Below are 26,827 nucleotides of genomic sequence, written 5' to 3'. Positions count from 1 at the left end.
CTCCATTATTAAATAGAAACACACCTTAATCTTACCGTAAATAATTAAGATTTTTTCTAAGAAAATAATGAATAAAACTATCAATTTAAACATTAAAAAAAATGGATTTCAGCCCCTTAATTACACTATATTCACACTATAACGTTATAGATGTTTTAATAAAGTTAATATAGCATATAATTAGATCAAATACGATGTTTTCTAAACTTGCATACTGTTCTACATTTGTCATGTAAATCATCATTAAAATATTAACAAGATGAAAGCAATGAAAAACCTATTATTTATAGCACTTATGTTAACCGTGTTAACAGGCTATGCAGCAAACGCAACATCTATCGTACCACCTAAAAGTGTTACTGTAGTACAATTTAACGACGTGAAAAAAGGACATCAACTGACTATTAAAGATGCAGCTGATATTACTTTATATAGTGAGAAGATTAAAGAAAACGGTAATTATACACAACAGTTTGATTTAACAACTTTAGAAAACGGTACTTATAGTATTGAATTAAATAAAGACTGTGAGATCCTTACTAAATCTTTTAATGTAACAAATGGTATTGTAAAATTCTCTGTAGAAAACACTTTTTATAAGCCTGTAGCAGTTGCTAGAGAAAATCAATTATTTATCTCTCAACTAGCCTCTAATGACGAAGTCCTTGATGTAAACATATATTACAACGATGAGTTGATACATCAAGAAGCGATTTCTAACTCTTCTAATTTAAAGCGTATATTTCAATTATCTCCAGATAAAAAAGGAGATTACTTTATCATAATGAAATCTGCAGGAAATACTTTTTATAAGTCATTTACTTTATAAGAACACATTATCCATTTAAAAAAGGCTACTTGTAATGAGTAGCCTTTTTTGTGCCCTATTTTCTGTGATAACTATTTATTACATTTACCCTAAATAGAATTCATATTTTAAGTAAAGGACAAAAATTAATTAATATCATTCTCCTCATTCTAGCAGGAGAAGCTAACTTTATACTTCCTTTTGTACTAGCACGTATTTTTAGACCTACCGTCTTAGATGTTTTTGAACTCACTAACCTAGAACTAGGAGCCTGTTTCTCTATATACGGTATAGTAGCATTTGTATCCTATCTTATAGGTGGTAGCCTTGCAGATAAGTACCAGCCGCGTTATCTCATGGCTATTTCTTTACTCCTTACCTCACTAGGCGGTATTTATATGTCTACTTATCCTTCCTATTTAGGACTCAGCATTCTTTATGGATATTGGGGATTTACCACTATATTTTTATTCTGGGCAGCTATGATTAAAGCAACTAGAGTCTGGGGTGGTACATCTAGACAAGGACTAGCTTTTGGACTGTTAGATGGCGGTCGTGGTTTAGTCTCCTTTGCATTCGGCTGGCTAGGTATACTTATATTCTCCATTCTTTTTATAGATGGAACAGAAACCGCAAGTCTATTAGAACGTAAAAGCGCATATCAATATGTAGTCATTATAACTTCCATAATTGTCGCACTAATAGCTATTTTATTAATTTTTATTTTAAAAGATAATGATAGCGATACCGCACGATCTCCTAAGATATCTAATAGACAAATTCTTAAAAATTATATAGCCGTATTAAAAATCCCATCGGTATGGTTATTAATGGTCATTATTCTATGTGCTTACACAGGTTATAAAATTACCGACATATACTCACAATATGCAAACGAGGTCATGGGATATAGTGAAACAGAGTCTGCTGCTATAGGTAGTAACCTCTTAGGTATACGTATTATTATAGGAATTATCATAGGTTTACTGGCAGATAAAACTCGTTCTTCCTTTATGATGATAATAAGCTTTGCCATAACCATTTTAGGCGCTTTAATATTTGCTTCTGGTCAGATAGAACCTCATACCACGCTCCTATTTGGTTTTACCATTATCACCGTTGCAACCGGTGTTTATGCCTTTAGAACCCTATATTTCTCTGCTATACAAGAAGGCAAGATACCTATGGCAGTCACAGGTACTGCAGTAGGTTTAATGTCTATAGTAGGATTTACTCCAGATATATTTATGGGCCCTATCATGGGGATTTTAATAGATAATTCTCCTGGAGAACTCGGTTTTCAAAAGGTATTTTTAATGCTTTCCATATTTGCACTCATTGGTTTTATAGCCTCTTATGCTTTTCATTATATCAATACTAAAAAAGTGTCTAGTTAAATGGATGTTTATTCCGCTTTCGCGAAAGCGGAACACAAAAAAAAGCAACCTTCTCAGATTGCTTTTTAAATAATAAAATAAGTTTTTATCTCTATCTAGGATTCAAAATTAAATCTACACGAGCTAATAAATCTTCATAGTGGTAACGGTTTACCTTACTCGACGAAGCATTTCTTTTGCTACGCAATGTAGACTGTAATGCTTTAAGCTCTCCTCTTACTAGCGCTCTCACATCGCTTTGCGCTACATTATACGTAGAACGTCTAGGCGTTTCTGTCATTAAATAGTTCAATCTATCTACGTATGCTCTTTGAATATTTCTCTTATAAATATCTACTTTAGAACTAGAAAATACTGCTTTTCTTACATCTTGTAACATATCTAGTGCGCTATAATAATCTGTATCTACAGTCTCAGAGTTGATCAATCTACCTATACGATCATGGCTCAAAAGACTATTTAAATGTCTTACCTGTACAGACCTAAGTACATCAAAATATCCATCTGGATTTATGTTTTGAACGATTTTCTTATCTACTAACCACGTAGGTGTTTCTATCACATTATTTTTAATCCACTCTACAGACTCTTTTTGAGTTTTCTTATCTACTGTACTGTACACTGGACCGGACTGTGTAGGTTTTTTAAGATCTTCATTTACACCACCTACATTAGTCACAACATGCCCCACATATCTAGAGTACACACCTAAAAGCTCTCTGTAAAGCTCTTCCAGGTCGTCATAGTTATCAGTTTTTTGTGATGTCCATTGCGGTAAATTTAAAGCTACATACTTTAAGTTTTTCACACCATAAGTACTCGCTTTAATAGGATCATTACCTATAGCTTCAGTCTGTGATTGTGGATCAAATCTACTGCTCTGACGACCAAATTTATACACAGGATCGTTTGCCTTTTGCATAATCCAGCCATTTAACGTTGCCGTTTCTTGTTCTGGAGACGTTGCGTTAGGTATAACTCTATAACCCCAGTTTGCTGCATAATGATCATAAGGTCCCATCTGGCGCACAAATCTTATGTTCTTATCACCTGGTTGTGCGATATAATTATAACGTGCATAATCCATAAGACTTGCTGCGATACCGTTCTTTTGAGTAAACTCACCATCTCTATAATCTTCTACATCATAAGCATAACTAGCTGCCATGTTATGAGGAAAACCTAGTGCGTGACCTACTTCATGCGCTATTACCTGGCGCATCATCTCTCCTATTTCCTTAGCATCTGTATCCAGTGTTCTTGCACTTGGGTTTGCAGCACCAGTTTCTAGTAAATATCTATTTCTATAAGATCTTAAATGGTTGTGGTACCATATAATATCACTCTCTATTATCTCACCACTACGTGGGTCACTTACAGATGGTCCTACCGCATTACGCGTTGTACTTGCTACATAACGCACTACAGAGTAACGTATGTCTTCTGGGCTAAATTCAGGATCTTCCTCAAGTGTAGGTGCATCTTTTGCTATAATAGCATTCTTAAATCCTGCAGTTTCAAATGGTTTCTGCCAGTCTTCAATACCTTGTTTAATATATTCCTTAAGATTCTCTGGAGTACCAGGATCTAGATAATAAACGATAGGTTTAATAGGTTCTACTAACTCACCACGAGCATAAGCCTCTGGGTCTTTAGGTTCTAGTCTCCATCTACGTATGTATGTTTTCTCGTCTGCTTTAAGAGCCTTGCTAGAGTAATCTATTTGCCCTACCGTAAAGAAACCTACCCTAGGATCATATAATCTAGGCTGCATGGCTACTTCTGGCAATAAAATCATAGATTGATTTACTTGCATACTTATAGAACCTACAGATCCATTAGATGGCGGCTCTGAAGCTGTGAATGTAAAATCTTGCTTTACCTCTATATTTTCTGGAAATGATTTAACCGAATTAATAAAACTCCTGCTCTTATCCAGGCTTCTTACTTTATATTGTTTTCTCAATCTAGGACTTAAACCACTTATAGATGGCACATCAGAATTGAAAAACTTAGTCACATTAACTACTACAGCTGTAGAATCTTTACTGAAAGCCTGTATATCAAACGCATACATAGTAGGCTCATAATTATTAACCTTAACCGAGTTGTTAATCGCCGCAGTTTCATCTAGTGCTACTTCAGAATAAGACTTGACTTTAAGTAAAATCTTATCTTGAAAACGCTGCCATGACACCACCTGCTGGTTAGTTTTACTACCGGCATTCATATAACCACCACCTAAGTTAGAAGGAATTTGTGCAATACGAGTAACCCATAACATGTCTTTTTCTAATAAGTCAGTTGGGATCTCATAGAAAAAATCTTCATCTACTTGGTGCGTTTTAAATAAACCGTCATCAGTAACGGCATCGCTCGTAATAACTTTAGAATACGATTTAAACTTAGGCTTCTTCTTACTACTTTTTTCGGTAGATGGTTTACTTTTTGCAGCAACAGCATCTCTAGTCGTTTTACAACTGCTCGATAATAAAATGAGCGATAGCAACATACTAGTAATAATAGTTCTTTTCATTTGTATAGGGTAAAGTTTAATTGGATGACAAAATAGAGCATAAATCTCATCTATAATTTGAGATGTTAAAAGCTTAACAAAAATCTAAGAAATGCTCTACCATTTGGCAGATTTTTCTTATAAATTTAGAACCTCGATCTTGTGATATGAAAACGAACTACTTCATTTTAATTCTAAGTCTTACCCTACTATTATACTCTTGTGCCCAAGAAAAAGAAGAGCTAACCATAAAAGACCCTAGATTCCATTTGAAAACAGTAGACCTAGATAATGAAAATCTAGCCTTTTTCTGGAAAGATGATAATGGAAACAAGGTCAACACTTTTACCAATCTTGAAAAGCACTTAAAACTTAAAGATCAAAAACTCAACTACGCCATGAATGGTGGTATGTACTTAAAAGACCACTCACCGCAAGGTTTGTACATTGAAAACGGTCGCATTATTAAAGCACTCGACACTGTTCAAAAAGCCTTTGGTAACTTTTATCTTCAACCTAATGGAGTTTTTGGGATTCAAAAAAATGGCAAGGCAATTATACAAAGCAGCACCGCTATTCAAATAGAAGATTTAAAATATGCCACACAATCTGGTCCCATGCTTGTGATAGATGGAAAAATACATGACGCATTTAATGAAGGTTCAAAAAATGTTCATATACGCAATGCAGTAGGTATTTTACCAGATGGCAAATTGCTTTTTGCTCTTTCTAAGGAAAAAATAAACTTTTATGACCTGGCTACATTTTTTAAAAAACAAGATTGTAAAAATGCTTTGTATCTAGATGGATATGTGTCACGAGTTTACGACTTAGATAACAACATAAAACAAATGGATGGTAATTTTGGTGTGCTGATAGCTGTTTATAAATAAGATAAATAGTATGTCGGTTCCGCTTTCGCGAAAGCGGAATAAAAATACCTATCTAGAAAGCATAAAATAATTGCTCATATCCACAAAGTAGCTTAACTTTACTATATATGACTGATGTCGAGATTAAAGAGGAAAACAAGCAGATAGCGAAAGGTTATAAGGACCTATTAAAGATAAGTTATCAAATGCTCACCGATGAAGATAAAAAGCTGATTAGAAAGGCTTTTGACATCGCGGTGGAAGCACACGCACCACAGCGCCGTAAATCTGGAGAGGCCTATATCTTTCACCCTATTGCGGTTGCAAAAATAGTTGCAAAACAGATAGGTCTAGATGCCACTGCTATCGCTGCAGCGTTACTACACGACGTTGTAGAAGATACAAAGTACACGTTATCTGATATTGAACAACTATTTGGTGAGACCATAGCACGTATAGTAGACGGACTTACTAAAATAGCGCACCTTAAGAAAGATGCAGATATATCGCAACAGGCAGAAAATTTCCGTAAGATGTTGCTTACTCTTAATGATGACATACGTGTTATTATTATTAAGATAGCCGACAGGCTGCACAACATGCAGACTATGGACAGCATGCCTGATTATAAACAGGTTAAAATAGCTAGTGAGACTTTATACATCTACGCTCCTATTGCTCACAGACTAGGTTTATATAATATTAAAACAGAATTAGAAGATCTAGGTTTAAAATATACAGAACCAGAGGTTTTTAATGATATTCAAAAATCGATAGTAGAGAGTAAAGAAGAACAAAAAGCATATATAGAAGATTTTAGTCACGTTATAGATGACAGTTTACAAAGAGAAGGTCTAGAATACCGTATTTCTGGTAGACCTAAATCTGTTTTTTCCATACGTCGTAAGATGTTGAAACAAGGAGTCACCTTTGACGAGGTGTACGATAAGTTTGCGGTACGTATCATTTTTAGAAGTGATCGTGCAAACGAGAAGTTTCTTGCATGGAAAATATACTCTGTAGTTACAGACCACTTTACACCTAATCCGGTACGATTAAGAGACTGGATAAGTTCTCCTAAATCTACAGGTTATGAGGCATTACACATCACTGTAATGGGACCTGATGGAAGATGGGTAGAAGTACAAATAAGATCTGAGCGCATGCATGAAATAGCCGAAAAAGGTTATGCTGCACATTATAAATATAAACAAGGTAGTAAAGAAGACGGTCTAGAAGAGTGGTTAAACAGACTGCAAGAAGCTCTAGAAAATCAAGATGGCAATGCAGTAGATTTTGTAGAACAATTTAAATTGAATCTTTACAGTAAAGAGATATTTGTCTTTACACCAAAGGGAGAATTAAAGTCATTACCTAAAAATTCTACACCACTAGACTTTGCTTTTTCTATACACACAGAAGTAGGCTTGCACACTCGTGGGGCACGTGTTAATGGTAAATTAGTTCCACTATCGCATGAATTAAAGAGTGGTGATCAAGTAGATATTATCACGTCCGAAAATCAAAAACCTACAAAGAACTGGCTGGACTATGCCACAACAGCAAGAGCTAGGGCAAAAATAAAAGGTGCTCTTAAAGAAGATCAAAAGCTTATCGCGGCAGATGGTAAAGAGATTTTAGCAAGAAAATTAAAATCTCAGAAAATCAACCTAGATGAGACTAGTGTGAACCAGATGGTTACTTTCTTTAAGTTAAAAACCAGTCACGATCTTTTTTACAGAGTTGGAAATGGAACGATAGATAACAAAGCTATCAAAGAATATGCGAGTAGCCGCAGCAATGCTCTTTACTCCTTTCTTAAAAATAAGATTAGAAAACCAAAAGAAAATCCTGACCTTAATAAAGAAGAAGTAACAGAGAATTATGATGCTCTAGTCTTTGGGAAAGAAGGTGCTACACTAGATTACACCTTATCAAAGTGTTGTAACCCTATTCCTGGCGATTCTGTTTTTGGTTTCACAACAGTAAGTGAAGGGATAAAAGTACATAAGAATAACTGTCCTAATGCTATAAGTTTGCAAAGTAAATTTGCTTACAGAATTATCAGTGCAAAATGGATAGATTCTACTCAAAGAGAGTATAAAGCAGAATTAAAATTAACAGGTATAGATAGAATGGGATTGGTACAAGAAATTACCAAGCTCATATCAGAGAGTATGCATGTGAATATTAGAAACATTTCTTTTAATAGTAATCATGGCATATTTACAGGAGAAATCACCGTAGTAGTTCCTAACAAGAATTTACTTACGTCTCTTATACAAAACATAAATAAAATAAATGGTATCGATAAGGTAACCAGATCATAAAATATGAGTGAAATTATTAACACACTGGAAAAAGAACAGGAAATAGTAAGGAATGTTTTTACTCAATTTCTAAGTGAAAACAAGCATCGCAAGACACCAGAACGTTATGCGATTCTAGACGAGATTTATGCTAGTGAAGAGCACTTTGATGTAGAGTCATTATACGGTAAAATGAAAGAACAAAACTACCGTGTAAGCCGCGCTACTCTTTACAATACCATAGAATTATTATTAGAAAGTAAACTGGTAAGAAGGCATCAATTTGGTCAAAATCAATCTCATTATGAGAAGTCATATTTTGACAGACAGCACGATCATTTAATTCTTACAGATACTAGTGAAGTGATCGAATTTTGCGATCCAAGAATAGAGTCGATAAAAAAGACAATTGAAGAGGTATTTAATGTAAAGATTACCAATCATTCTTTATACTTTTACGGCGTTAAAAACACAACTGAAAAACAGTAAAAATGGCAGTAGATTTATTGCTCGGTCTTCAATGGGGCGACGAGGGAAAAGGTAAAATTGTAGATGTTCTAACTTCTAATTATGACATTATTGCAAGATTCCAAGGTGGTCCAAACGCTGGGCACACACTAGAATTTGACGGTATTAAGCACGTATTAAGAACTATTCCTTCAGGTATTTTTCATGAGAAATCTACTAATGTGATAGGAAATGGTGTGGTTATAGACCCTGTAGTTTTTATACAAGAACTAGATGGGTTAAAACAATTTGATTTAGATATCAAGAGTAAATTGATTATTTCAAGAAAAGCTCACATCATCTTGCCTACACACCGTTTACTAGATGCAGCATCTGAAGCATCTAAAGGAAAAGCAAAAATAGGTTCTACTCTTAAAGGAATAGGTCCTACTTATATGGATAAGACTGGTCGTAACGGTATTAGAATAGGTGATCTAGAACTAGACAGCTGGAAAGAAAAATACAGAGCTCTTGCTAACAAGCATGAAGAACTTATCGCTTTTCACAACGTAGATATTCAATACAATCTTGTAGAGATGGAAGAAGAATTCTTTAAAGCAGTAGAATTGCTTAAAGAACTAACCTTCATAGATTCTGAAGAGTATTTACAAAAAGCACAAAAGAATGGTAAAACTATTCTTGCCGAAGGTGCTCAAGGATCTTTATTAGACATAGACTTTGGAACATATCCATTTGTAACATCTTCTAACACCACTGCTGCTGGAGCATGTACTGGTCTAGGTGTTGCACCTAATCAAATAGGTGAAGTTTATGGAATCTTTAAAGCATACACAACTCGTGTAGGTAGTGGACCATTCCCTACAGAGCTTTTTGATGAAGTAGGTGCAGAAATGGCAAAGGTAGGTCATGAATTTGGCGCTGTAACTGGTCGTGCACGTAGATGTGGATGGTTAGATCTTGTGGCTCTTAAATACACTTGTCAAGTAAATGGGGTAACTCAATTAATGATGATGAAGGGTGACGTACTTTCTGGTTTTGATAAACTTAAAATCTGTACGGCTTATGAATATAAAGGAGAAGTAATCGATCACTTACCTTATAACATAGAACCAGAAAATGTAAAACCTATTTATTCTGAGTTTGAATGCTGGAAAGAAGATCTTACTAAAATGAGAGAACCTTCTCAGTTTCCTAAAGAATTAAACGACTACATAGCCTTCTTAGAAAAAGAATTAGAAATTCCTATCAAAGTAGTAAGTGTAGGTCCAGATAGAACACAAACTATCCATAGATAAACCGTTCTTTCTTATATAACTATTTTAAATCCCAAGCGTCAAAACTTGGGATTTCATTTTAAACAACCATTATGTCTTTAAATAAAAATATCACTACCGTATTAAAAGGACTACTCATGGGCGCGGCAGATGTTGTTCCAGGAGTATCTGGTGGTACCATAGCGTTTATAACAGGGATCTATGAAGAGTTAATAAAAACTATAGATGGACTCGATTTTAATGTGTTTAAAGATCTCTTTAAAGTAGGAATTAAGAACACCTTTGTAAAATATAATCTCGGCTTTTTATTGAGTCTTCTCGCAGGTATAGCCATAAGTATATTGAGCCTTTCTAAGCTTATCACTTACTTACTACACACCTTTCCTGTATTAGTTTGGGCATTTTTCTTTGGACTTGTGCTAGCTAGTGTGCTATATATAGGTAAACAAATTACTAAGTGGAACATAACCGTGTTAATAGCTATTATTATAGGTACCGCGATTTCTTATTACATCACCGTTGCAGAGCCTTTAGGATCTCCAGATAGCTGGTGGTATATTATCTTTTCTGGTTTCATAGCCATTATAGCTATGATTTTACCTGGAGTCTCTGGTGCTTTTTTACTATTACTATTAGGTAGTTATAAAACCGTTTTAGGCTCTATATCTGGCTTTCTAGAAGCTATTCTTGCTGGAGACTGGACCGCGGCATGGAATTATTTTGTAAATTTATTTCTATTTGCCATAGGTTGTATAGTAGGATTAAAAGTCTTTTCTAGAATACTAACCTGGCTATTTGAAAATCAGAAGAACCTAACTCTAGCCTTACTTACTGGTTTTATGATAGGTTCTCTAAATAAATTATGGCCTTGGAAACAAGTCATTAAGACACGTATAGATAGTCATGGTGTAGAAGTACCATTTTTAGAAAAAAGCATATCACCTTCTTCATTTAATGGCGATCCACAAATATTATATGTAATTTTACTTACCATCACTGGCTTTTTATTGATACTTGCCCTAGAAAAATGGGCTCATAAAAAAACGGACTAATTGAGACAATCCACGAGAAGCTTTACCGATAAACTATTCCTTATTCTAAAAGGAGTAGCCATGGGAACCGCAAATAAGGTTCCTGGTATAAGCGGTGGTGTAGTAGCTTATGTAGGTGGTTTTTATGAAGAATTTATCTACTCTCTTCAAAAACTCAATCTCAAAGCTTTTAAATTACTTATTTCTGGAAGGTATGCGACATTCTTCCATTATATAAATGGTCGTTTTCTCACTCTTTTAATTTTAGGAGAAGCAATAAGCTATTTTACCGTAAGTAAAGGTTTTGATCTATTGATACAGTATTATCCTATACTCGTATGGGCTACTTTCTTCGGTATGATTTTAGGCTCTATTTATTATATATCTAGAAGTTATGGAGAGTGGACACGCAATAATGTAATCATTCTTATAATAGGTATAGCCATAGGTGTAGGCACTTCCCTACTCGACCCAGCTAGAGAAAACCCCAATCTTATATTTGTTTTCTTTTGCGGTATGGTGAGTATTTCTGGGATGACTCTACCTGGCCTCAGTGGTAGCTTTATACTAATTTTATTAGGTAATTATGTCTTATTATTAGTAGACAGTATCAACACCTTTTTTGACACTATGGTCGCTGTTGTACAAGGTGATTTTTCATGGTGGTATAACACAGCACACATGGATATGCTGGCTATACTTACCTCATTTGTTCTAGGTTCTATAGTAGGCCTTATAAGCCTTTCCCATCTTTTAGGCTGGACTATTAAACACTATCGCAATGAGACTAATGCCATGATTATAGGTTTTATAGCAGGATCTTTGGGCGTAGTATGGCCATGGAAAAAAGAAATATATCAGCTCACTAACTCTGGCAGTATAGCCATAGATGCTAGTGGTGAAAAAATATTAGAAAACTACAGCCGTTACTGGCCAGAAATTAATGAAACTCAAACCTGGATAGCCATAATAATGGTTATAATAGGGTTTTTAAGTGTATACATATTAGACCGTTATGGAAATAAAGCAAATCCCATCTAGTGTTTTTGGATTAGTAGGAGAACGACTGGATTACAGTTTTTCACGCGCCTACTTCTCAGAAAAATTTGAGAATTTAAAACTAGATGATCATCATTATAGAAATTTTGAAATGAGTAGAGAGTTTTTGCTGTCTCGCTTTCGCGAAAGCGTAACCTACAACAAAGAATCTCGCACCACAAATAGCAAATCTGAAATTATAAGAGGTCTCAATGTGACTATTCCTTATAAAGAAGACATGCTAGAAGTGGTAGATGTGCTAAGTGACGAGGCAAAGACAATAGGCGCCATAAATACTATCACTATAGAAGATAACGTATGGACTGGTCATAATACAGACTGTTATGGATTTGGTAAAAGTCTAGAACCTTTTCTACCTATACAAAAAAATGCTCTGATTTTAGGAACTGGCGGTGCCTCTAAGGCAATAGCCTATACTCTAGAGGCGTTACAAGTACCGTATCTATTTGTGAGTAGAGACCCAAAAGACGAATTTACTATAGATTATAAATCTATTACTAAAGAAGTTATGGAAATGGTAAGTCTAATAGTAAACACAACACCACTAGGTGTGACACCAGATGTAGAATTAAGACCTAATATTCCTTATGAATACCTTAATGAATCTCACGTTCTTTATGATCTGGTGTACAACCCTGCGTTAACCATGTTTATGAAATTGGGACAGCAAAAAGGGGCTCGAGTGACTAATGGATATCAAATGTTAGTTCACCAAGCAGAAAAAGCTTGGGAACTATGGAATAAGTAAACAGCTATAGAATTGTGGTTCAAGAAAATCTATTTATCTTGCCACTACTATTAAAAAATAGATAATGGATAAGAATGACAACCTGCACAACGCAGACGGAAACCAACCAGAAATGGATAATGTACATATGGAAGCACAAGATTCTCTTGAAAATGCAATGGTAGAAGAATCTACCACGCCTAGGCAAACACTTGAAGGTCAAGAAACAACAGACAGTGACGGCTTAAATGACGAGCCTGTTAAAGAAGGTAGTAATAAAGTAGAAGAAAAGGTAGAAGATGTCTCTACTACTCATGAAGATGCTATTGTAGAAGAAAAAGATACTGTTGCAAACACGACAGATCCTATCGTAGAAGTGGATGAAGATGATGATGATAACGAGCCACAAGATGATAGTATAAAAGAAATTCCTGAAAAGGATTATAATGCAATGGAAATGCCAGCTCTTATCGCAGAGCTTAGAGAGTTAATGCAGGAATACCCTATCAACAGTTTTAGAACACAAGCTGATGATATCAAAAAAGCATTTGAAACTGCAGATGCTGATGCAAAAAAAGAAGCGCTAGCAAAATTTACAGAAGAAAATCCTCCTGTAGAAGACGAGCCTGCACCTGTATTTGAATACAAAAATGAACTAGCAACTCAATTTTATGAGCTGCATTCTTTATATAGAAAACAAAAAGGTCAATTTCAAAGAGATAAGCGCAAGCAGCAAGAAGATAACCTTGAGAAGCGTCGCCAGATCATTGAAGGAATCAAGCAATTGATCAACCAAGAAGAAAACATAGGGACTACATTTAAAAAGTTCCATAATTATCAAGATGAATGGAAAGCTACTGGTAACATACCACACGATGCTTATAACATTACTTGGGAAGATTACAGACTTGCTACTCAAAATTTCTATGATTACATAGATCTAAGTAAGGAGTTAAGAGATAAAGATTTTGAACGTAATCTTGATTTCAGAAAGAAAATTATAGCTCGTGCTGTAGAATTAGGTGCCGAAGAAAATATACACAAAGCACTTAGAGAGTTACAAGAGTTACACCGCATGTGGAAAGAAGATGCAGGCCCTGTTGCAAAGGAAGAGCGTGACCCTATATGGGACGAATTCAGCGCTGCTACAAAAATTATTCATGATAAGAGACAAGCTTATTATGAAGAGCGTGATAAAATGAGTGCTCAAAACCAACTAGTAAAAGAGAATATCGTTGCCGAAATTCAGAAGATTACGCACCAAGGTGCCAAAAATCATAAAGAATGGCAGGACAGACTAGAAGAAATTAATGTTTTAAGAGAATTATTTACTAAAACAGGTCCTGCACCTAAAGCGGTAAATAATGAATTATGGAACCAGTTTAGAAACGGTACTAGAGAATTCAATAAAGCAAAAAATGATTTCTATAAAGGTCTTAAGAAAGAGCAACAAGATAATCTAGACGCAAAAATGAAGTTAATCGCGATCGCTGAAGAGCATCAAGATAACGAGAATTTTGCTGAAGGACTTCAAATCATGAAGCGTATACAGGCTGAGTGGAAACAAATAGGTCATGTCCCTAGAAAAGACAGTGATAAAATCTGGAAACGTTTTCAAAAGGCATGTAATGGGTTCTTTGATAAGAAAAGTGCTCAAAAGAAAGAGGACAGTAAAGAAGAGCTTGAGAACTTTGATGCAAAGATGAAAGTCTATGATGCATTAAAAGAAATGATTCCTCAAGATGATAAAAAAGCAATGCTTGCAGATGTTGAGCAACACATGTCGCAATGGGCTGCTATAGGTCGTGTACCTTATAACAAACGCATGATTCAAGAAAAGTTTGAAAAACTGCTTCATGCAAAGTTAAAAGCTGCCGGCTTAAATGCTGTAGATGCTGAAATGTTGAAGTATCAAAATAAACTAGCTAGTCTAGAAAATGGTGATGCAAATGATTTCAAAAACGAGCGTTTTTACCTAAAGAAAAGACGTGATGAAATACAGGATGAAGTTAGACAACTGGATAACAACCTGCAGTTTATCAACGCAAAGGATGATAAGAATCCATTCTTAGTTCAAACTAAGAAAAACATTGCAGAGCTTTCTAAAGAACTAGATGTTATCAAAGAAAAGCAAAAGCAATTGAACATTCTTCAAAGACAAATGGTAAAACAGGAAGAAGAAGCAACCGCAGCTGCTGAAGCTGAAGCGGCAGAAAAAGCTAACGAAAGTGAAGCTTCAGAAGAAAACGAGTAATATTTATTAAAAATGTTTCAAAAAGCGCTGATTTACATCAGCGCTTTTTTTAGTTTTAAACCTCTTAAAGCAGATCACTATGTTTAAATATTTAGAAAAATTATTAGGTAAACCCATTAGGTATTATGAAAACTTAATGGCTAGTAAAAAAGAACATACCGAGATTACTGCTTTAGAGATAGACACCATAGTGAATGCATTGAAACCTCATGTTCTAAAAGCATATGCCTTAGAAAAGGAAACCATGTCCTTTGACTCCTATCCTCTCGCTGATATTTATCCTATCCCACAGAATAAAAAAGAAATAGCATTTTTATACACAGGTACCTATCTATTTGAAAATGTAGCTATAAGTTTATACATAGATCTAACTAAAGGTTTTAATGATAAAAAGAAATATGACTATGTGGTACATAAAAAAGAAAATCTACCTGATACCTTAAAACAAGAGCTGTCTAATATTGAGAAAATAGAACAAGAAAGTCTTCCTATTTGGGAAGAAGTAATTCACAGATTCCCAGATATACATAAAGCTATAACCACTATGGAACCTAACCATCCATGGACACTTTACAAAAAGGTTAAAGAAACTTTTAAACCTACCACTGCACCTGTTTTAATGGGCGGTTATCCTCAATGGCGTGTAAATGATGTAGATTTTAGAAAGTTAAAAAATCTAGAATTTTTAATGGAATATAGAGTGAATGAAAAGGAATACTCTATTTATTTTTTTAAAGATCTCACCACCCAAGAACTATTAATAATGGAACAAAAAGCATAGTTTATTAAGGAAATTTACAACTAGGGCATAAAATATTGATGATTAATAAACGTTAGACTTGTATAATGTGAAGTTGTGGAGTAATTTTGTACACCTCTAATTTTAAATTCCCCTGAATGATTAAAGTTAATAAAATCGTTCCTACCGAGATTACATTTGGTAAGGAGCAATTGAGATATCAATGGTTGCCCTTTGATGATCGAGTAACTGGAGGTAAATCTTCTAGTATAATAGAACAGCATGATAACCACATTACTTATAGTGGTACCATAAGAAATATAAATAATAGTGCATGGAGCTGTATAAGGTCTAATAAAATAGATCAAGATTTAAGTCAGTACACTTCTATAGAAATAAAACTTAAGACAGATGGACGTCCTTATGCGTTTGAAATAGAATACAATGAAGGATGGCAACATGAAAAAATAGGTTTCATGATACATACTTTACCAGATAACTGGACTACCGTACATTTTCCCATTGCAGATTTTCAACATGTAAAGTTTGGTGAAATAGTAGATTATGACGTAGATCTTTCTGTTTTAAAACATATTCTTAGGTATAATTTCTATGTAGCCGAAGGAATAGTAGGTGATTTTAAAATAGAAATAGAGTCTATTAAATTCTTCTAATCACTCTATTTACAATACATTATAAAACAAAAGCCGTTTCTAAAAATAGAAACGGCTTTTGTTTTTAATAGGTATGAAAACTATTGTTTTGTTTTCAATTTATTGATATGGTATTTTACTAGACCATCAATAGGTCTACGTACTATATTACCTACTTCATAATCAAACTCGTCTGCAACTTGTTTGATACGTCGCTCTGCAAAATGCGCAATACTACCTACAAAGTGAACTTTATACTGTTTTATCTCTTCATGAAATTGAAGAATCATATTTCTAGAGAATTTTCTCAAACCACGACGTAATACCTTTTTAATATAAGGTTCGTCTAGATTTTGAAAAATAAACTCGGCATGAGAAGCTAGAAATGCATTAGGATTAGGTTCTTTATAAAGATTGCGTTTCATATAATCACATTCTAGATTATAGTTTGCTGCAAATCGCTCTCTAATAATTTCTGGCATTCTTTTAAAGCTGTAATCTCTTATCAGTTCTTTACCATACCAGTTTCCACTAGCCTCATCCATAATTGTATATCCCAGAGATACTACCTTTTGATGGATTTTTTTACCGTCAGAGTAACAACAGTTAGATCCTGTACCTAGAATACAAACGATACCAGGCTTGTCTCCTACCGCTGCAAACACGGCCGCAGCTGTATCTTCTCTCACGACTACCTCGCTTGCCTTATTAAAATAGGACTGTAGCAAACCTTCTAGTGTAGCACGTGGTTTTTCAGTACCACATCCTGCTCCATAAAAGTAAACCCTTTCTACCTTTTCTTTTACAGCAACTAGCTCATCACTAGCCAGAATACGTTCTTGTAGTTGCTCAACAGTTAAAATAGCTGGATTTAAACCTTGAGTACGTACTTTAAATAACTGCTCACCATCGTTATTAATGGCTATCCAGTCACATTTAGTAGAACCACTATCTGTTATGAGGATCATAAGTAATATTTAATTTTGTGTAAAAATAAAAAAGCTGTTAGATGATTACCTAACAGCTTTGATAATTATTTTATAAAGAGTTAACTTTCTCTGCTAGGTCAACTAGTTTGTTAGAATAACCAAACTCGTTATCATACCAACTTACCAATTTAAAGAAAGTAGGATTAAGCTCTATTGCAGCACTTGCGTCATAGATACTTGTGCGGTCATCACTTACAAAGTCTTGAGATACAACAGCCTCAGTAGTATAACCTACTACACCTTGCATATCACCTTTAGAAGCTTTTTCAAATGCAGCATTAATTTCTTCTATGCTAGTTTCTTTTTCTAATTTAACAGTAAGGTCTACAACAGACACATCCACTACAGGTACACGGAAAGCCATACCAGTTAATTTACCAGCTAATTCTGGAATTACCTTAGTTACTGCCACAGCAGCACCAGTAGTTGCAGGAATGATGTTATTTAAAGCACTACGTCCTAGACGGTAGTTCTTCTTACTAGGTGAATCTACAGTTTGTTGAGTCGCTGTAGCTGCGTGTATAGTAGTCATTAATGCTTCTTTGATACCAAAGTTGTCATTAAGAATCTTTGCCATTGGCGCAAGACAGTTAGTGGTACAAGATGCATTTGAAACGATCTTATGGTCTGCAGTTAATTCAGAATCATTAACACCCATTACAAACATAGGAGCCGTTTTTGATGGAGCAGATATTACTACCTTCTTTGCACCAGCATCTAGGTGAGCTTGTGCGCTATCTAAATCTGTAAAGATACCTGTACAGTCTGCAACCACATCTACGTCCACTTCATTCCATTTAAGGTTCTTAGGATCGCGCTCACTAGTAACACGTACTTCGACACCATCGATAACTAGGTTACCATCTTTAATCTCTATTGTACCACCGTATTTACCGTGTACAGAATCATATTCAAGTAAGTATGCAAGTTGCTCAACATCTACAAGGTCATTGATAGCTACTACTTCTACATTTTCTCTTTTTAATGTAGCTCTAAAAACGATACGACCTATACGACCGAATCCGTTAATTCCTAATCTAAGTTTTTTACTCATCTTTTTATATTTAAATTTTTTAACAATCTTTTTTAAGTACTCTATAAAGCAGCAAAACTGCCTTTTACTTTTTTAGTTTCTCCTTTTTATACAGTTAGAGTCTGTTAATTCATTGTACTAGTTATTAGCCCCTTTTTTAAGTGGTCATGATATCACTTACACGCAATAACTCTAGATTTATGTCTGTCTTACCTTTTACAGCCTTATCTATAGGACATAAAACCATTTTAGTATCTTTTATACCTACCATAAAATTAGTTTTACCTTCTAGCAAACTTTCTACAGCCTTCACACCCATTCTACTAGCAAGAACACGATCCCAACATGATGGAGAACCACCACGCTGCATGTGACCTAATACAGATACTCTTACCTCATACTCAGGTAAATTTTCTTCTACATAATCCTTAAGTTCAAAAACATTCTCACCAGTCTTATCACCTTCGGCAACGACTACTATACTAGAAGACTTACCAGATAATCTAGATCTTTTAAGACTTTCTATAAGACGTTCCTTACCTAAATTTTCTTCTGGGATTAAAATCTCTTCAGCACCAGCACCTACACCAGCATTAAGAGCTATATAACCTACATCACGACCCATTACCTCTACAAAGAATAGTCTATTATGAGAACTAGCCGTATCACGTATTTTATCTATCGCCTCGACAACAGTATTAAGTGCTGTGTCATATCCTAGAGTAGAAGACGTTCCATAAATGTCATTATCAATAGTACCAGGAATTCCCATTACAGGAAAATCAAATTCTTGAGAGAATACCATCGCACCAGTAAAACTACCATCTCCACCTATTACTACTAGAGCATCCAGCTCTTCTTCTTTCGCTTTCGCGTAAGCGGTCACACGTCCCTCCTTAGTCATAAATTCTTTAGAACGAGCACTCTTTAATATAGTACCACCTTTATTGATGATATTATTAACGCTACGAGCATTCATTTGTTTAAAATCACCTTCTATCAGACCTTGATAACCTCTGTAAATACCTACACATTCTATTTCATGAAATGCGCACGTACGAACTACGGCTCTTATCGCGGCATTCATACCAGGAGAATCACCTCCAGAAGTCATCACACCTATTTTATTTATCTTGATATCCATTGTTTTTTTGATAATAACTACGCTAATCTATTAAAGTTTTGCGATTATAAACAGTCATTTATTCTATATTTAGCTTTTTAATAAAATTCAAACGTTATCGTTAATAACTTTTATTCATGAAATTAGAATTAATCGACATTTGCATCATTATTGTCTTCTTTTTAATATCACTAGCCATAGGTTTAATAGTCTCTAAAAAAAGTTCCAAAGACAGCTCTTCCTTTTATTTATCTGGTAGAAATATGCCGTGGTGGCTTTTAGGAGTTTCTATGGTCGCAACCACATTTGCAGCAGACACGCCCAACCTTGTTGCAGGTCTCGTGCGATCAGACGGTGTTTCTGGTAACTGGGTCTGGTGGGCATTTTTACTTACCGGTATGCTTACCGTATTCTTTTATGCTAGATTATGGCGTCGCAGCGGTATCACTACAGACCTAGAGTTCTATGAAATGCGATATAGCGGTAAGAGCGCTGCATTCCTACGTGGTTTTAGAGCCCTTTACCTAGGTGTAGTCTTTAATATCATCATTATGGCTACCGTATGCCTTGCTGCTATTAAGATAGGACACGTTATGTTCGGTTTTGATGCATGGACCACACTTACCTTTGCCTCTATCATTACACTAGCCTATTCCTTATTAGGTGGTTTAAAAGGTGTTCTAATAACAGATTTTGTACAGTTTATAATCGCCATGGTAGGTTCTATATGGGCTACCTGGTACATACTCGACCTACCAGAAATTAATGGAATGGCAAATCTTATCACACATCCTAATGTACAAGGCAAACTAGATCTATTACCAGATTTCTCAAACACCGATTTACTCATGGGTATATTTATAGTTCCCATAGCCGTACAATGGTGGAGCACCTGGTATCCTGGAGCAGAGCCTGGTGGTGGTGGTTACATCGCACAACGCATGCTCGCTGCAAAGGATGAAAAAAACGCCACTTGGGCGGTACTTTTCTTTAACCTAGCCCATTATGCCCTACGTCCATGGCCGTGGATTATCATAGGACTCGCGTCACTTATCATTTATCCCAACCTAGAATCACTTGCCATAGCATTTCCAGAACTAGAACCAGGTTTCATAAAAGACGACCTCAGTTATCCAGCCATGCTTACCTTTTTACCAGCAGGACTATTAGGACTAGTCGTTACCTCATTAATCGCAGCCTTTATGAGCACCATTTCTACTCATTTAAACTGGGGTTCTAGTTATGTAGTAAACGATTATTATGCCCGATTTATAAATAAAGACGCCACCGAAAAGGAAAAAGTAATCACAGGACGCCTCTCCATGATAATCATGATGGCAGCCGCAGCAGCACTATCCTTTGTGTTAGAAGAAGCAAAATTTGCCTTTGACCTTATTATACAAATAGGCGCAGGATCAGGATTATTATTTATCCTTAGATGGTTCTGGTATCGCATTAACCCATGGTCAGAGATCACCGCTATGGCAGTATCCTTTACCATGGCAGTACTTTTCTTTATTAATTCTAGCGAGCTATTAGGGCTAGAAGGACAGTTATTTGGTGAGTTGCTCAACTGGCACATGATATGCATTAACGTACTTATTACCAGTATCGCATGGCTAGCCGTTACCTTCATCACCGAAAAAAGCGACCAGAATACCCTAGATAAATTTCAAGCAGCCATCTTTGGGGCAGAATCTAAGTTTCATAATTTCCAGTACAAGACTCTCGGTTTCTTACTAGGCGTTATAGGAATCTATAGCCTTTTATTTGCCACCGGTAAATTACTCTATGGCGACCTGACCATGGGACTGTCCCTACTCGTCGTTTTTACTGTATGTGCCACCAGTGTCATAGCATTAAGGAAAAAGTTGTTTTAGAAAAAAATAAGAAAATTATAATAAAATATCAAAATTTGAATCTTAAAAAATTATCTTCGATTAAAGATGGATGATATACAAAAAAAAATTTCTGAAAAACTTTTTAATACGTTCTACGTCGATGATTACAAATATGGAAAGCAGTTATCTGACGGTTCTTATAGGTTAATAAAACAAAGGATTACATCAGTCACGATTGAAGATATGCTAAAAGAAAGTAAAAGTCTTTTAACCTATCAGGAGTTACATACACTGAATGATGCCAACATTAAATGGATTTGTATTGATTTAGACATCTCTAAGCAAGAGATTGATTTAAATACGGTCAATAAAGAGAATCTAAAACTTGTAAAAAAATCTGCTGATGAAATTTGTTCTTTTCTAAAAACAATTGAAATACCATATTTATTAGAATTTTCAGGAAGAAGAGGCTTTCATATATGGATAACATTTGAAGAATTGTTAAGTAAAGAAGATGGATATTATCTTATTCAATATATTTTATCAAATACTCAATTACAAAAAAATATTATTGCCGATAAGTTCCCTGCTTCATCTACTGTGAGTAAAAATTCAAAAGGTATTGGAAAAGGTGTTAAACTACCTTTATCACAAAATAAAGGGTCTAATAAATTGTCTTTTTTCATTGATGATAAAAATGAATTTAATTTTGATGAAAATAAATGGTTGTCTGTACCTAATGCTGACTTTCTTGAGAGGCAATATCAAATATTAAATAATAATAAAAGTGTTTCTAAAAAGTTCATTCAAAATTTAATATCTGACTTTAAATTAAACAACTCAGTAGAAGAAAAATACTCGAAATCTCAAGTGAAAAAAGATACATATTTATCTGAAGATATAACTCTTGATAAAATATTAAATTCTTTAAAGAAGTGTGAGCATCTAAAAATAATATTAACTGATTATCAAAAAGGTTTAGGTAATAGGGAACGAAATATATTGTGTGGTTTACTAGGTAACTTAAAGACACATAATGATCCAGATTTTGGAAGAAATATATTGTTAGAATTATTTTCTAAGATTAAAGGATTTAATGAAGAGATTACTATAAAGAAACTAGCCAATATAAAATACTTATCACCTGTTACCTGTAAGTCTTTAGGCAATTGTGATTCTTGTCAAAAGAATAACATAAAATCACCCATTGAATTGATAGATGGAGTAATCTTAGAAGATAAACCAAGTTTTGAAATAAAAAATATTGATAGTAAACTCTTTTATAATTTAAAAAAAGCTTTAAATAAATATTCTAGATCAAATGATGAAGTTCCATTATTTACTCAAATAGAAAAAACTGAATTTACTAGCGAACTCGAAATTCAATCTTTAATAGAAGAAGTGCTAAATGGTCAATTTCCAATTGAAGATAAAGGTTTTAAATTTGAGAGGATTGAAGGAAAAAAAACAAGAATTTTATATAATTTAGAACATCATAATAATATAATATCTACATATTTTACTTTTGTATTAAATAATCTTTTTTATACTGAAATATCTAATTTCTCATATGGTTACGAACTTTCGCCAAGTTTTTATAATGAGAATATTTTCACTAACTGGTTCGTTAATTGGGGTAAGTTTTCCAAAAATATTGAGCAAGTAATTTTTAATCAAGAATTTGACAATCATTTCCTTATTAAAATTGATATAAAAGGATTTTACGATAACGTAAATATTCAAAGGCTCTCCATTAAACTTTATGAAGAAGCTCCAGGAAATATAAAAACAGTCTTAAATGAATTGGCTCCTGAAGATCAAGTCAAATATAAAAACATAGTAAGCTATCTTATTAATCTTAGTAAGTTAACTACTAATAATAATGAAAAAGGTTTACCACAAGGACCAGCTTATGCAAGATATCTTGCTGAAATATATTTACTTGGTTTAGATAAAATTATAGAAAATTTTATCAGTTTAAATCAAGGAAGAGAATTTTATTATCGTTTTGTAGATGACGCATACATATTTCTTGAAGATGAAGAAAGAGCTATTGAATTATACGCTAGTATTGAAAAATGGCTTAATATTAATGATTTATTATTAAATCAATCTAAAACTGAAATATGTAATGTTAAAGAATACAGAGAATCAGATAGATTCAGTCGATACAAAGATGATGTAAAATACACAATCAATAAAGTTAATAAGACTAAGAACGTATTATCAGATAAGGAAATAAATGATACTATAAAACTATTAGACAATTTAACAATAGATGCAAGATTCGGATTGAAAGATAATCTTCGTTTTTTTTATTTCCAGTTCAAAGATGATAATAGATTAACATATATACGCAAAAGACTTGCTGAAATCTTACCGTTTTCTAAAGAAGGACGAGGCACATTATATATGATATTTTATAAAGACCTAATAGCTACATTACCTAATGTTTTTATTGACTTAATTAAAATTTTAGATAAAGTAAAAGGATTATCACTTACCCACTACCTCAATACTATTCTATTAGAATGGGATAAAATTAATTTTACTATAACAGATTTCACGAATCTAATTGAAAAAACTACAGAAAAAGTAGACCTCAGTCGTGCAGACAAATTATTAATTACTGTAATAGCAATGAGGAAAAATTTAAGTTTACCTGACATCTTTATAGAAAAACTTCCGGTAGATATTAAAAAATTAGCAATAGAAACACCAAATATTAAATATTCAATGCAGAATTACTCAAATTTAGAGAGTGTACTAAAAGAAATAAACGATAGTGAATATTTTATAAAAGAGCTGTACAAAATAATTAATCACAATGAATTAGATTTAGAAGTAGCAAATAAGTTGGCTAAATATTCTTTTACTAGAATGACTGAATGGAGCGAATCTCCTGACAAAACCTTGTTTTTAAATGATGAAAAAAATCTATTAATCTACTTTCATTGTATTTCTTATTTCACGCTATTTTACAATGTTAAAGAACATAAAAATTTAAGTGAATCTTGGTTAATATTATTAACAAAAGCTGATGAGATAAAAATTGATGAAAAAGTTGAGTTTAATTGGCTAACTAAATTGGATAATTTTAAAAACTCTGATTTTTCAAGTGGAAGCTATAATGTTTTATTAGCTGACACTGCCGGAAGTGCGTTTGGAGAATACAAAAGCACTAGTAGTTTAGTCAAAAAGTTTAATAATGTATTAATGTTTAGGCTTTTCTCAGGGAAAGATTCATTTGATGAATTTATTGACGACATAGATGTCTACAAAAATGACTCATTATTTTACAAATGGTTAAAAAACAAACAAGTCACATTATATCCTGAGGATCATAAAATCTGTATGCAAAACTTGGCTGTAAATGGTTTGATTGTTTTAGAAAACAGGAGAGAGAAAAAAATATTTATCAAAAGCCTTAATGATGACATTGATCCCTCAATGTTTGCCTTCATAAAACCTTTAGAATCTGACAAGGGAGAATTTGAATATTCAAAAGAAGATTTTGAATTGATTCATGAAAAATTAGAGTCTACTAGCTTTGCGAAATTTATAACATCATTAAGTAGTAAAATCACTAAACACGAAAAATTCAAAAAGGATTATAAGGTCAATTACCCAGTACTTTACACTCCTGTTTATTTAAAAAAAGGAGAACCATTAGTTCCCTTTTATTCAATAAAGAATAATAAGGCGATAACTGCAGAAGGGCAAATAAATGAAAATGATATTAATTATTATTGGCATAACTTATTCTATATAATTAAGAAAGAAAGTAGGTATGCAAATATCAAAATAGTATCAGAAGATAACGACTATAATTTTTCTGTAAAGTATTTTGATGCTAATTTTTTTCCTCAATCTGAATTAATAATAGAATCTGGTTCTGGAAGTGATAAGGTAAAATTTATCAAACAGTTTAGTGATATAGTTAAAGATGCAAATATTGAATCAATTAATGATTTTCAATATTACTGGTCCACAACAATTTTAGAATTATTAAAAGAAGATAAATTTTTGCTTACTAAGTATCTCAATATACATTTCACTCATTTTAAAGAAGGAGATGAGATAAAAGATATTTTATTTTGCATAAATGAATACTCAAATACTAATGATACAACATTAAAAAGTTTTTTTAATTCGATATATGATTCAATACTAAAGTTTGAACTACAGTTGACTAATCAAGGCTCTTTAATAAGTAAAACTTTTAATCATTATATAAAATCAATCGAAGAATCTCTTTTGACAGTGCAAAATGAAAACTTTCCACAAGAGAAATTAATTTCAAGGGATTTTTCTAATAAAAAAATCACAACCATTAAAGTGTTTAATGCTACAACTACTAAAAGGGAAAATAAAATAGTTATTAATGACATTAATATCTCGTTAGCCGATATCTTATTATATAATTCTTCAACCAGTTGTTTCGAATATATAGATGAAGACAAAATCCCTTTATTAACTGATAATAAATATTCTTTTATTAAAGAACAAGGCGATAAATATTATGTTTACATAGCCGAAAATGAAATAGATAAATCTTTTGATAGAATTCAAGATAGAATAGAGATTTATAATTCACTTCAAGAGGGTGACGACCTTGATATTCAAAAGGCTTTATTGTTGTTTCCCAAAAGTAATTCTCTAGAAAAGGCAACTGAATTCTATGAAGCAAAAGATACATTGGAACTAGAGTCAAATCTTAAAAATCACTATAAAGATTCTATAGAAACAAAAGAGAGAATTATTAATTGGCTAAGTCTATTTAATGAGGAAAACATTGCAGGTTCTAAATTAAAAGATTTTTTTGATTTAAAAGAAAATGATTATAAAATTGAGAATTTGTACAGTGCTATTATTGATTTATTAAAGAAACATATTCCTATTACGAATGATGATGTGAGCTTTTTCTCTAAAGAATTAGAAAAATACCATTTATCAGATGACTTTATTATATTTCCATTAAAACACACTGGCAGAGATGGAAAAAATGGATTAGCTAGGCTATTAGAAAAATGTTCTATAGAACCAAGAGATATTGATTTTGAAAAGTATGCTGAAATTATTTTCACCGAAGATTGTAGTAATAAAACATTAATCATACCAAATGATATTTTAATTAGTGGTACTCAAACAAGTAAGGCTTTAGAATATTACCTAACTGAATATACTGATTTTGAAGAGTTCAAAGGAGAGACAGCGAAGCGAGAAGATAAAAAAGAAAAGTATTTTTATATTAACGAAGAACATAAACTTAAAACTCTTAAAGAAAACTTTATAAAAGTAAAAGAAATAATATTCATTTCACCTGTCATTACGAAAGAGTTCAAAACTAACATATCTAAAAAATTAAAAGAATATGGAGTTGATGGTAATATAAATTTTGTTCAAAATAAAATATTAGAAAAACCGGATTATTCAATTGGTAAAAAATCATTTAATGAAAGACACAAAAAAATAATTTACACACTACTTAAAGACCGTGAATTATTAAAAAAAATTTTTAATTGTGATAGTAAATGGTCTAATTATAAAAATGGAGTTAAATCAGATGATATTATAGACGAAAGCAATACTTTATTAAGAATTGGTTCTTTACCTTCAAGGCATATTCAACTATTATCATTAAAGCCTAAAAATGGTGCATTACCTTTATTAGATTATGTGGGAAATTGGAAGAGATAACAAATTACCAACCACAATGTCAAAGTTATTTTGGA

The 26,827-nt window shown here is 33.2% G+C and carries 18 protein-coding genes; 14 read left to right on the top strand and 4 right to left on the bottom strand.

Translation table 11 applies throughout. From position 1 onward, the window contains the following. Positions 1-268 precede the first annotated feature (268 nt). Together LY01_RS11095 and LY01_RS11090 are read left to right on the top strand one after the other, a co-directional pair. On the top strand, positions 269-829 hold the full coding sequence (locus LY01_RS11095) for a hypothetical protein (RefSeq protein WP_146080419.1): 561 nt from the start codon (positions 269-271) through the stop codon (positions 827-829). A 77-nt stretch (positions 830-906) separates the two neighbouring features. Beyond that, positions 907-2,205, top strand: a complete 1,299-nt coding sequence (locus LY01_RS11090; protein WP_104515924.1) for an MFS transporter — start codon at positions 907-909, stop codon at positions 2,203-2,205. A gap of 91 nt (positions 2,206-2,296) precedes the next feature. On the opposite strand, the gene LY01_RS11085 is transcribed toward LY01_RS11090, so the two are convergent. After that, on the bottom strand, positions 2,297-4,741 hold the full coding sequence (locus LY01_RS11085; protein ID WP_104515923.1) for a zinc-dependent metalloprotease: 2,445 nt from the start codon (positions 4,739-4,741) through the stop codon (positions 2,297-2,299). A gap of 146 nt (positions 4,742-4,887) precedes the next feature. On the opposite strand from LY01_RS11085, the gene LY01_RS11080 reads away from it, so the two are divergent. The 10 genes from LY01_RS11080 (at position 4,888) to LY01_RS11035 (ending at position 16,127) form a co-directional block, all read left to right on the top strand. Beyond that, on the top strand, positions 4,888-5,613 hold the full coding sequence (locus tag LY01_RS11080) for a phosphodiester glycosidase family protein (RefSeq protein ID WP_104515922.1): 726 nt from the start codon (positions 4,888-4,890) through the stop codon (positions 5,611-5,613). Between the two features lie 107 nt (positions 5,614-5,720). Next, positions 5,721-7,922 carry a RelA/SpoT family protein gene (locus tag LY01_RS11075; RefSeq protein ID WP_104515921.1) on the top strand — a complete coding sequence of 734 codons (2,202 nt, stop codon included), beginning with the start codon at positions 5,721-5,723 and terminating at the stop codon, positions 7,920-7,922. Between the two features lie 3 nt (positions 7,923-7,925). Then, positions 7,926-8,390 (top strand): Fur family transcriptional regulator, encoded by a 465-nt coding sequence (locus LY01_RS11070; RefSeq protein WP_104515920.1) that lies wholly within the window; start codon positions 7,926-7,928, stop codon positions 8,388-8,390. 2 nt (positions 8,391-8,392) lie between these two features. Next, complete coding sequence (locus LY01_RS11065) at positions 8,393-9,664, top strand: adenylosuccinate synthase (protein ID WP_104515919.1); 1,272 nt, start codon at positions 8,393-8,395, stop codon at positions 9,662-9,664. A gap of 71 nt (positions 9,665-9,735) precedes the next feature. Next, on the top strand, positions 9,736-10,695 hold the full coding sequence (locus LY01_RS11060) for a DUF368 domain-containing protein (protein WP_104515918.1): 960 nt from the start codon (positions 9,736-9,738) through the stop codon (positions 10,693-10,695). Further along, a complete protein-coding gene (locus tag LY01_RS11055) occupies positions 10,696-11,715 on the top strand; it encodes a DUF368 domain-containing protein (protein WP_104515917.1) in 1,020 nt (339 codons plus the stop codon). It abuts the gene before it with no gap. Beyond that, on the top strand, positions 11,690-12,481 hold the full coding sequence (locus LY01_RS11050; RefSeq protein WP_104515916.1) for a shikimate dehydrogenase family protein: 792 nt from the start codon (positions 11,690-11,692) through the stop codon (positions 12,479-12,481). Before LY01_RS11055 ends, LY01_RS11050 begins: the two co-directional genes overlap by 26 nt. 64 nt (positions 12,482-12,545) lie before the next feature. Next, complete coding sequence (locus LY01_RS11045; RefSeq protein WP_104515915.1) at positions 12,546-14,714, top strand: DUF349 domain-containing protein; 2,169 nt, start codon at positions 12,546-12,548, stop codon at positions 14,712-14,714. Positions 14,715-14,793: 79 nt separating this feature from the next. Beyond that, positions 14,794-15,495 (top strand): hypothetical protein, encoded by a 702-nt coding sequence (locus LY01_RS11040; RefSeq protein WP_104515914.1) that lies wholly within the window; start codon positions 14,794-14,796, stop codon positions 15,493-15,495. Between the two features lie 116 nt (positions 15,496-15,611). Then, on the top strand, positions 15,612-16,127 hold the full coding sequence (locus tag LY01_RS11035; protein ID WP_104515913.1) for a CIA30 family protein: 516 nt from the start codon (positions 15,612-15,614) through the stop codon (positions 16,125-16,127). A gap of 80 nt (positions 16,128-16,207) precedes the next feature. Here the strand turns inward: LY01_RS11035 and LY01_RS11030 are convergent, their stop codons facing one another. The 3 genes from LY01_RS11030 to pfkA all read right to left on the bottom strand — a co-directional run bounded on the left by LY01_RS11030 (position 16,208) and on the right by pfkA (position 19,272). After that, positions 16,208-17,074: an N-acetylglucosamine kinase gene (locus tag LY01_RS11030; RefSeq protein WP_104515912.1), complete on the bottom strand. Its 867-nt coding sequence runs from the start codon at positions 17,072-17,074 to the stop codon at positions 16,208-16,210. Positions 17,075-17,144: 70 nt separating this feature from the next. Continuing rightward, positions 17,145-18,149, bottom strand: coding sequence for a type I glyceraldehyde-3-phosphate dehydrogenase (gene gap / locus LY01_RS11025; RefSeq protein ID WP_104515911.1), 1,005 nt, complete (start codon positions 18,147-18,149; stop codon positions 17,145-17,147). A gap of 136 nt (positions 18,150-18,285) precedes the next feature. Then, entirely contained in the window at positions 18,286-19,272 is a 987-nt protein-coding gene (gene pfkA, locus LY01_RS11020; protein WP_104515910.1) for a 6-phosphofructokinase, read from the bottom strand. Between the two features lie 116 nt (positions 19,273-19,388). Between pfkA and LY01_RS11015 the strand changes: the two genes are divergently transcribed. Continuing rightward, on the top strand, positions 19,389-21,131 hold the full coding sequence (locus LY01_RS11015; RefSeq protein ID WP_104515909.1) for a sodium:solute symporter family protein: 1,743 nt from the start codon (positions 19,389-19,391) through the stop codon (positions 21,129-21,131). Positions 21,132-21,197: 66 nt separating this feature from the next. Next, complete coding sequence (locus LY01_RS11010; protein WP_104515908.1) at positions 21,198-26,792, top strand: reverse transcriptase domain-containing protein; 5,595 nt, start codon at positions 21,198-21,200, stop codon at positions 26,790-26,792. Positions 26,793-26,827 lie beyond the last annotated feature (35 nt).

The sequence above is a fragment of the Nonlabens xylanidelens genome (assembly GCF_002934445.1).
GTDB classification, from domain to species: Bacteria; Bacteroidota; Bacteroidia; order Flavobacteriales; family Flavobacteriaceae; genus Nonlabens; species Nonlabens xylanidelens.
The sequence above is the reverse complement of the archived record's forward strand: the minus strand, read 5'-3'. Positions and strand labels throughout refer to the sequence as shown.

Coding starts and splice junctions, on each gene's coding strand:
- LY01_RS11010 (WP_104515908.1), top strand. CDS start 21,198: ATGGATGATATACAAAAAAAAATTTCTGAAAAACTTTTTAATACGTTC.
- LY01_RS11060 (WP_104515918.1), top strand. CDS start 9,736: ATGTCTTTAAATAAAAATATCACTACCGTATTAAAAGGACTACTCATG.
- pfkA (WP_104515910.1), bottom strand. CDS start 19,272: ATGGATATCAAGATAAATAAAATAGGTGTGATGACTTCTGGAGGTGAT.
- LY01_RS11065 (WP_104515919.1), top strand. CDS start 8,393: ATGGCAGTAGATTTATTGCTCGGTCTTCAATGGGGCGACGAGGGAAAA.
- LY01_RS11040 (WP_104515914.1), top strand. CDS start 14,794: ATGTTTAAATATTTAGAAAAATTATTAGGTAAACCCATTAGGTATTAT.
- LY01_RS11080 (WP_104515922.1), top strand. CDS start 4,888: ATGAAAACGAACTACTTCATTTTAATTCTAAGTCTTACCCTACTATTA.
- LY01_RS11070 (WP_104515920.1), top strand. CDS start 7,926: ATGAGTGAAATTATTAACACACTGGAAAAAGAACAGGAAATAGTAAGG.
- LY01_RS11035 (WP_104515913.1), top strand. CDS start 15,612: ATGATTAAAGTTAATAAAATCGTTCCTACCGAGATTACATTTGGTAAG.
- LY01_RS11085 (WP_104515923.1), bottom strand. CDS start 4,741: ATGAAAAGAACTATTATTACTAGTATGTTGCTATCGCTCATTTTATTA.
- LY01_RS11075 (WP_104515921.1), top strand. CDS start 5,721: ATGACTGATGTCGAGATTAAAGAGGAAAACAAGCAGATAGCGAAAGGT.
- LY01_RS11030 (WP_104515912.1), bottom strand. CDS start 17,074: ATGATCCTCATAACAGATAGTGGTTCTACTAAATGTGACTGGATAGCC.
- LY01_RS11095 (WP_146080419.1), top strand. CDS start 269: ATGAAAAACCTATTATTTATAGCACTTATGTTAACCGTGTTAACAGGC.
- LY01_RS11050 (WP_104515916.1), top strand. CDS start 11,690: ATGGAAATAAAGCAAATCCCATCTAGTGTTTTTGGATTAGTAGGAGAA.
- LY01_RS11015 (WP_104515909.1), top strand. CDS start 19,389: ATGAAATTAGAATTAATCGACATTTGCATCATTATTGTCTTCTTTTTA.
- LY01_RS11045 (WP_104515915.1), top strand. CDS start 12,546: ATGGATAAGAATGACAACCTGCACAACGCAGACGGAAACCAACCAGAA.
- gap (WP_104515911.1), bottom strand. CDS start 18,149: ATGAGTAAAAAACTTAGATTAGGAATTAACGGATTCGGTCGTATAGGT.